This window comes from Cytophagia bacterium CHB2 (assembly GCA_030263535.1).
GTDB lineage: Bacteria > Zhuqueibacterota > Zhuqueibacteria > Zhuqueibacterales > Zhuqueibacteraceae > Coneutiohabitans.
In genome coordinates this window covers 4,548-11,921 of sequence record SZPB01000319.1, presented here as the reverse complement: position 1 = coordinate 11,921, position 7,374 = coordinate 4,548, and the positions used below count along the sequence as shown (strand labels likewise).

At 54.3% G+C, this 7,374-nt stretch carries 8 protein-coding genes (1 of these 8 cut by a window edge); 2 read left to right on the top strand and 6 right to left on the bottom strand.

The features are described from left to right. Positions 1–391 (bottom strand): hypothetical protein (locus tag FBQ85_23315; protein ID MDL1878073.1); only part of this gene is annotated, 391 nt, incomplete at its 3' end. 321 nt (positions 392–712) lie between these two features. On the opposite strand from FBQ85_23315, the gene FBQ85_23310 reads away from it, so the two are divergent. Beyond that, positions 713–994: a type II toxin-antitoxin system RelE/ParE family toxin gene (locus FBQ85_23310; GenBank protein MDL1878072.1), complete on the top strand. Its 282-nt coding sequence runs from the start codon at positions 713–715 to the stop codon at positions 992–994. A gap of 8 nt (positions 995–1,002) precedes the next feature. Beyond that, entirely contained in the window at positions 1,003–1,308 is a 306-nt protein-coding gene (locus tag FBQ85_23305; protein ID MDL1878071.1) for a HigA family addiction module antidote protein, read from the top strand. 76 nt (positions 1,309–1,384) lie between these two features. Here the strand turns inward: FBQ85_23305 and FBQ85_23300 are convergent, their stop codons facing one another. From FBQ85_23300 to FBQ85_23280, 5 genes are all read right to left on the bottom strand, one after another. Next, positions 1,385–2,887 (bottom strand): sugar kinase, encoded by a 1,503-nt coding sequence (locus tag FBQ85_23300; protein ID MDL1878070.1) that lies wholly within the window; start codon positions 2,885–2,887, stop codon positions 1,385–1,387. A gap of 1 nt (position 2,888) precedes the next feature. Further along, on the bottom strand, positions 2,889–4,544 hold the full coding sequence (locus FBQ85_23295) for a fucose isomerase (protein MDL1878069.1): 1,656 nt from the start codon (positions 4,542–4,544) through the stop codon (positions 2,889–2,891). A 146-nt stretch (positions 4,545–4,690) separates the two neighbouring features. Beyond that, complete coding sequence (gene mnmE / locus FBQ85_23290; GenBank protein ID MDL1878068.1) at positions 4,691–6,136, bottom strand: tRNA uridine-5-carboxymethylaminomethyl(34) synthesis GTPase MnmE; 1,446 nt, start codon at positions 6,134–6,136, stop codon at positions 4,691–4,693. 133 nt (positions 6,137–6,269) lie between these two features. Then, the gene (yidC, locus tag FBQ85_23285) at positions 6,270–7,340 is read right to left on the bottom strand and encodes a membrane protein insertase YidC (protein ID MDL1878067.1); all 1,071 of its coding nucleotides are present in this window, start codon (positions 7,338–7,340) and stop codon (positions 6,270–6,272) included. 25 nt (positions 7,341–7,365) lie between these two features. Then, positions 7,366–7,374: the end of a hypothetical protein gene (locus FBQ85_23280; GenBank protein ID MDL1878066.1), read on the bottom strand. 693 nt of this gene lie beyond the right edge of the window; the window shows 9 of its 702 coding nt (coding positions 694–702); the start codon falls outside the window, past its right edge; the stop codon is at positions 7,366–7,368.

Sequence of the window (7,374 nt, the reverse complement as noted above, 5' to 3'; positions counted from 1 at the left end):
GCATGCGCGAAATATCAGCCAAGTCTTGCAGGCGTCCCGCGCGAAATTTCATGAGCACGAGATAGGCCAGCGGCACTATCGGCAACCCCTGTGCATCGCGATTATTTTGCGCAGCCGCAATTGCGTCAGACCACCACGACTCATGGCCTTCGATGACATCGACAAGCTTGCCATCTGGCGCACGCCACGTTGATCCGCCGATAGTTAAATCTCCTTGATGCACAAATCCGGCTGTAAGAAATTTTTGACGCGCTTTTGCAGAATTTGAAGCCGTAATCGCGATATCGATTTTTTGCGTCAACTGCTCCGGCATGTAGAGTCGGGTCGCAACCGCTCCAGTAACAGCAAATTGTAGAGGTACGAGTGCAGTCACCAGATTAGGCCAACTCATAGCGGTTGTCCTTTTGGTTAGGAATTCCAGACTGCTGCCCGAGCCGGGCTTCAAATGGCGCCGAGCAAGATCAAGCATGACGCGGCGCTTGTTACTGATGATTTCTGAAGCAGTAAGATTCATGTCGTCGAGATTCGCGTCTGTTAAGCAATGTCGTGATTCATGCGTTTGAATTTTGTCTCGCGTGCGCAACGAAAAGGAAGATAAGGAATTCACAGGGATTTTTCAACGACGCATTTCCCAATGAAGATCTGCCAAAAAAAATTGAATAGCAAAGCTATAACGCTTGCCATTTAACGTGCGGCGTTATATATTTACTTTGTGATCCACTCGTTTAAAGACAAAGAGACTGAAAAAGTCTTTCAGCGCAATTTTTCTCGGAAGCTGCCCCAAAGCATTCAGCGCCCCGCTTTTCGTAAGTTGCGTATGTTGAATCGCGCGGTCACGATCAACGATCTCCGCGTTCTGCCCACAAACCGGCTCGAATCATTGCACGGCGATCGTGAGGGCCAATACAGCATTCGAATAAATGACCAATGGAGAATATGCTTTAAATGGCGCGATGGCCATGCCTATGAAGTAGAGATCGTTGACTATCATTAGGAGTCGTTATGCCCACAAAAAAAATCCTCCCGCTACACCCCGGTGAAGTCTTATTGGAAGAATTTCTGAAACCCATGAATCTCAGCCAAAATCGGGTAGCGCTCGATATCGGAGTTCCGCCACGGCGTATCAACGAAATCGTGCTCGGCAAACGCAGCATCACCGCTGATACCGCACTGCGGTTGGGACGTTACTTTGGCATGTCGCCGCAATTTTGGCTGGGATTGCAGATGGATTATGATCTTGACGTAGAGGAAGACCGCAGCGCAAAGCGGCTAGATCGCGAAGTGCGAACATTTGTCAGGGCAATTTGAATAGATTATCATCCACGATCCAATGGCCTACGGCTTTGTTGATCGACATGATTAACGAACTTCTAACAGACCAAAATCAGACCTCTCCGAGGCGATGCGCAATATCGCGTGTCTGCTGATAGAGTCGCAAGTAGTCGCCATAGAGTTGATTATAAATCTGCCTACGGCTGCTCTCGGGTTGAATGATGCTTTTTACCCGCACCCACTGCACGAGATCCTCGCGCCGCAGCACGCCAGCCGCCAAGCCTGCCAGGAAGGCATCACCATAGCTAGCGCCGATCGTTATTTCCGGAACGACTTGCGGAACGCCAGAGATATCCGAAACAATTTGCAGCCAGGTCTTGCTTTTAGTGCCGCCGCCCACTGCCACAATCCGCTTTACGCTCGCACCGACTTGATTGAACGCTTCGATATTATGGCGAATGCCGTATCCAACGCCCTCTAGCACTGCGCGAAACAAATGCGCTCGCGAATGCGCCAGCGTGAGGCCAGCGATGACACCGCGCGCTTTGGGATCATTGATGGGCGTGCGCTCACCGCTGAAGTAAGGCAGTACCAGCAATCCGCCTGCGCCCGGCGTCACGGATTCCGCTTGTTGAAACAGCGTCGCATAAGCGGATTCATCCGGCAAATCCGCCGTCAGTTCATCGCGAAACCAGCGTGTGAGCGACCCGGTAGTGGCCATGCCCGCGGCGAGATTGTATTGCCCCGGAAACGCGCCGGCCACGGTCCACATGCGCGGATCAGGCGTGGGCTTGCCGACCACCAGAATGAAGAACGCGGTGCTGCCGTACATGATCATCAAATCACCGGGATGCACCGCGCCCACGCTGATGCCCTCGCTCAACGCATCGACCGCGCCTACGGCCACCGGCGTACCAACCTTGAGGCCGGTCTCGGCTGCGCCCAGCGCACTCACGCGCCCCGCAAGTTCATCACTCCAGCCCAAGCGCGGCAAACGGTCGAGCGGCGCAATCTCCTCAGCAAAACGCGGCGACCATTCCAGCTTGGCAATATCCATCAGCGGCATGTAGTGACTGGCGGTATGGCGATCCATCACTTTCTCGCCCGTCAAGCGGTAAATGAGATAACTGCTGGCGGTGGTGAGATGCGCCGTGCGCTGCCACACCTCCGGCTCATGGCGCTGCAGCCAAAGAATCTTCGGCCCGACGGCCTGACTGCTCAACGCCATGCCCGAAAAGGCGTAGATACTGTCTTCACCGAGTTTTTGATTGAGCCATTCAATCTCCGCGCTGGCGCGCGCATCGACGCCATAGAGAATGCCCTTGCGCAACGGCTTGCCGGATTGATCCAGCGGCAACAAGCAGGGCCCAATCGCGCTCACCGCCAGGCCGGCAACGTCATCACCGGAGCAGGGATGGCCATCCAGTAACGCGCGGCAAATCTTGACAACATCGCCCCACCAAACGGCCTCCGCATCCTGCTCGGCCCAACCAGGGCGCGGCACCTCCATCTCATGCTCGACCACTTCCGTGCGCAGCACTTTGCCGTCAGGCTCAACCAACACACCTTTGCTGCTGTAAGTGCCGACATCAATTCCAAGCAAAAGCGATCCCATCTCAACCCACCTTTACTGTGCCGCACAGCCGCACGGTTAATCCCATTTCCGCGAACATTGCAGCCTTGGCTGCCAGAGCTTGATCAGCAGCTTTGGCATTGGGAGCGTAAGCCACTTGCACGTGATTGGATTTGTGTTTTGCCATCATTTGGTCACGCGAGACACCGTGCAGCAGCGCGTGCATGATCGGCCATTGCGGCGTCGTTGCCTGCCAGCGGCGCTCGGTTTCTGCAGCGGGAAGCGCGACTGCGGTACCGCGGCCGACATCTGCGCACAGTCGGCTGCGTTCGACATAGACGCGACTCCACACAATTTCGCCCGGCTTGCTGACGCCTTTGAGCGTGCCGCCGCCCAAACGAAAATACATCGGCGGCTGCCGCTCCGAAGTAGCGCCGGCATATCCGCCGACCAAATGTGAGGCAGGTGCAGCGCCGGAAATCATGAACAACCAAACGAAATCGTCAATACCCTCACCGCGATAATGCTCACCCCAGCGCAAATCGTGTAAGGTCGTGGCGGGATCAAAGCCCATTGCGCGCCACACGCGATTCGTCACGAGCGCATCCACGGCGCTGCCTTCATCCACTTCGTTGAAATGCGGCAGCGCCAGCCCGGCTAACAATTCTTCGTTGCTCCCTTTTCGATAAACCGGCGGCCGTTCGACATTGTTCAGCAAGCCTTCAGCCAGATCCGAGGCGGGCGCCATATCTTTCAAACCCTGTTGATATTGAATGCCGATAGCATCACAGCGGAATTCGGCCGCGAGGCGCACCGCCGCAATATACATCTGCAATTGCTCGAGAATCTGGGCGTCGGTCAATTCCGTCTCTTCGTTTGTCCCAGTGATGAACCGCATGCCGCGCTGCTCCAGCCACTGCCGCGCCGACAACGCCTCGGCCTCCGTCACTTCGCGCATGGCCGCCACCAACGCCGACTGGCTCATGCGTTCCTTGTACAAGCCCGTTGGGTTCAGCAACTCATCATCGATGATGGCGTTGTACATGCCCATGCAGCCTTCATCAAACACGCCGAGAATCGCCTTCTCCTGCTTCAGTTGCCGCGCCAGAGCAGTGCCGAGCCGGACTTCTGCTTTCGGCAGCTTGTTCAGGTTGAGCGGCCGCACATGGGTGAGATCATGCCGAATCTTACCTGTTTGCAACCACTTTTGCACCTTTTTGAGAAAAAACGAATCTGTGAAATCCTTGCTCCAAATCGTGCTGTAAGCCACGCCCATCTTGGTGAGCGAGCCGTTGAGATTGAGCAAGCCCACCAAACCCGGCCATTGCCCGCTCCAGTTGGCCACCGTCAAAATCGGGCCGCGGTGATCACGCAAACCCGCGAGCACGTGATAGCTGTACTGCCACACTGCCTCCGCCACGATCAATGGCGCCTCCGGCGGGATGTTTTGAAACACCTCCATGCCCATGCGCTGATGCCAAATGAAGCCATGCCCCAGCACCGGATCGTATGCATGCGCGCGCACTACCTTGGCACCCATCCCCTGCAGAGCCGCGCTCAGACGTTGCTCCATTTCCAATTGCGCCGGCCAGCAAGTTTGGTTGGCGGCGAGACGCAAATCGCCGCTCGCAATCAAATAAACCTCTCCGCGTTTGCGCCGCGGCGCTTTGCTCAACTTGGGAACTCGATAGGTATTCATAGGCGCTGGCTCCGTTTTGAAAAATCATTCGGTTCATGATAACTATTACGCATGTAGGGTCAAATCAACTCTGAGGCAAAATAAGAAACTTGCCGTTTTTTCAACGAAGCCCTTTGGCGGGAATGTAACTCTGCCGCAAAGGCGTTTTATTTGCCGATACAAAAATTTGCAAAGATCTCCCCCAGAATATCTTCCGTTGAAACTTCGCCGATTAACGTGCCCAATTGGTAAATCACCTCGCGCAAGTCAACGGCTACGAATTCCGCAGAAAGATTATTTTGCAACGATTGTTCCGCTGCCCGCAATGCTGCGCGCGCTTTTTCCAAACAAAGACGCTGGCGCAAATTGACATAATAAACGCCGTTTGTCTCCACCGTAGATTTCTTAGCAATCAAATCAACCAGGGCATTCTCAAGAGTATCAATGCCGGCGCTGGTTCGTGCGGAGGTTTTTATTGTCGTGATCTGCTCATGATCAAAACGGAACGCCTGGGGAGATTCCGGCAGATCTGTTTTGTTGCGAATGTGCAGGATTCCCAATAAACCCGGCTCAGGCGCGCGCGCGAGACAGGCATCGGCGATCACCTGATCCTCGTAATCCGCGGGCATGGAGCTGTCCGTGACAAAGACGATAATGTCCGCTTCCTGCGCGGCTTTGCGCGAACGCTCGATACCGATTTGCTCGATGGCATCGAGATGCCGCGCGGGCGAGAGCTCCGGCGCGCTGTTCAGGTCGAGGCGGCGAATACCGGCAGTATCGATGAGACGAAACAAATGCCCCTCCAGCCGGATTCGCTCTTCCACGGTGTCGCGCGTGGTGCCAGGAATCGGGCTGACGATGACGCGATCATGGCGCAGCAGCGCATTCATCAAACTGGATTTGCCGACATTGGGTTTGCCGATGATGGCAAGCTTCCACCCTTCTTTCAATGCTTGACCGCGCTCGAAGCCGGAAAGCAAGCGGGTGATCATCGCGTCGAGGTGCGTCAACTCGGCTTGCAGTTGGGCGCGATCGGCGAATTCAACATCCTCCTCGCTGAAATCCAAACCAAGTTCGAGCAGCGCGCAACCATGCAGCAAACGCCGGCGCAACTCACTCACTTGCCGCGAAAATGCGCCTTCGAGATGCGACAACACGTTTTGCAAATAAACCGGCGACTCCGCGTCAATGATTTCAGCAATGGATTCCGCTTGAATCAAATCGAGCTTGTGATTGAACACGGCGCGCCGGGTGAACTCGCCCGGCTCGGCGAGGCGGCAACCAGCCGCGCACAGTTGTTCGAGAATCAAGTTGGGCGCAAGTCTGCCGCCGTGGCAAAAAATTTCTACAACATCTTCGCCGGTGTAGGAATTGGGGGCGGGGTAACGAATGAGGGTGACTTGATCGAGGCGCTTGCCGTCGAGCGTATTCAGCCAGACGACATAAGAATGCCGGGGAGAAAGCGTTAAAATTTCTTTTCCGGCTGACAATAGCTTGCTAACACTTTGAAATGCCAACAGCCCGGAGACACGAATGCCGGCAATGCTTCCTCTGCCAGGAGGCGTCGCGATCGCGGCGATGGTGTCGTGTATGCCGGGGATTTCCATACTCAAAATAGTGCCGCCTGAAACTAGGCTTTGGATTTTTCGCCCGCAGAAATTGAAATCCCACAGAAAGCGAGGGCCGGGCTTTTCTTTCTGTGGGATTTCTTTTCTGCGGGCGATGCTTTTATTCGTCTGAATGTTTTTACTTCTTCATCAACCGCTTGCGCGAGAGCGCTGCGTGAAAGCCGCCTTTTTTAAGCTCGGCGCGTTCTTTCATTTTCTTTTTTCTCGCTTCGAGATCCTCGGGCGGCTTGGTCATGTACTTCTGCTGAATGATGCTCAGCACGTTGAACAACGCGTAGTATAAATTCAACCCCGAAGGAAAATTGTTGAACATCAAAGTGAACATGATGGGCATGACGTAAATCATGGCCTTTTGCTTGGGATCGGTGATGGACATTTTTTGTTGAATAAACATTGTGATGCCCATCAGCAACGGCAACAGGGCGACATGATTGCCATAAAACGGAATGGAGAACGGCAGTGTGAAAATTGTATCGGGCAAGGAAAGATCGTTGATCCAGCCGAAGAACGGCGCCTGGCGGAACGAGATGGTCGAGCTGAATACGGTGAACATGGCAAAGAGCAGCGGCATTTGCAGCAGCATCGGCAAACAGCCGCCGAGCGGATTGACGCCGTACTCCCGGTACATCTTCATCATCTCTTCGTTCAGCTTCTGCGGCTCTTTGGAATATTTTTCTTGCAACTCCTTCATTTTGGGCTGCAACACCTGCATCTGCTTCATCGACTCGTTGCTCTTTTTGGTGAGCGGGTGCAGGATGATTTTTATCAGAATTGAAAAGATGACGATGACAAGGCCATAGTTCGGCACGAAGTTGTGCAGCCATTGCAGCGACTTGAGCGCAGCCCAACTAAAGGGACGAATGATACTCCAACCCAAATTCATAATACGCTCAACCCCAAGGCGCTCAAGAGTGTCATACTCCAGCGGGCCGAGATAGACTTTCAATTGATGAGACGTTGGGCCTTGTCGCGCCAGCGGCATTTTCAAATCAATTTGATAGCTTTTGAGCCGGGCATCAGCGCTGGGAACATAGGTGGTTGTCCCTGACAATTTCACGCCGCGCGCGGGCTGCGACTCGGGAATCAGGGCGCAGGCGAAATATTTCGTGCGCATCGCCGCCCAGCTAATGTCCCGTTCGTCCTCCTTTAATTCTTTATAAGCCTCATCGCTTACATCCAAGTCGAGCAAGTCATCGCCAATGAAGGTATAGGCCTTAGTATCT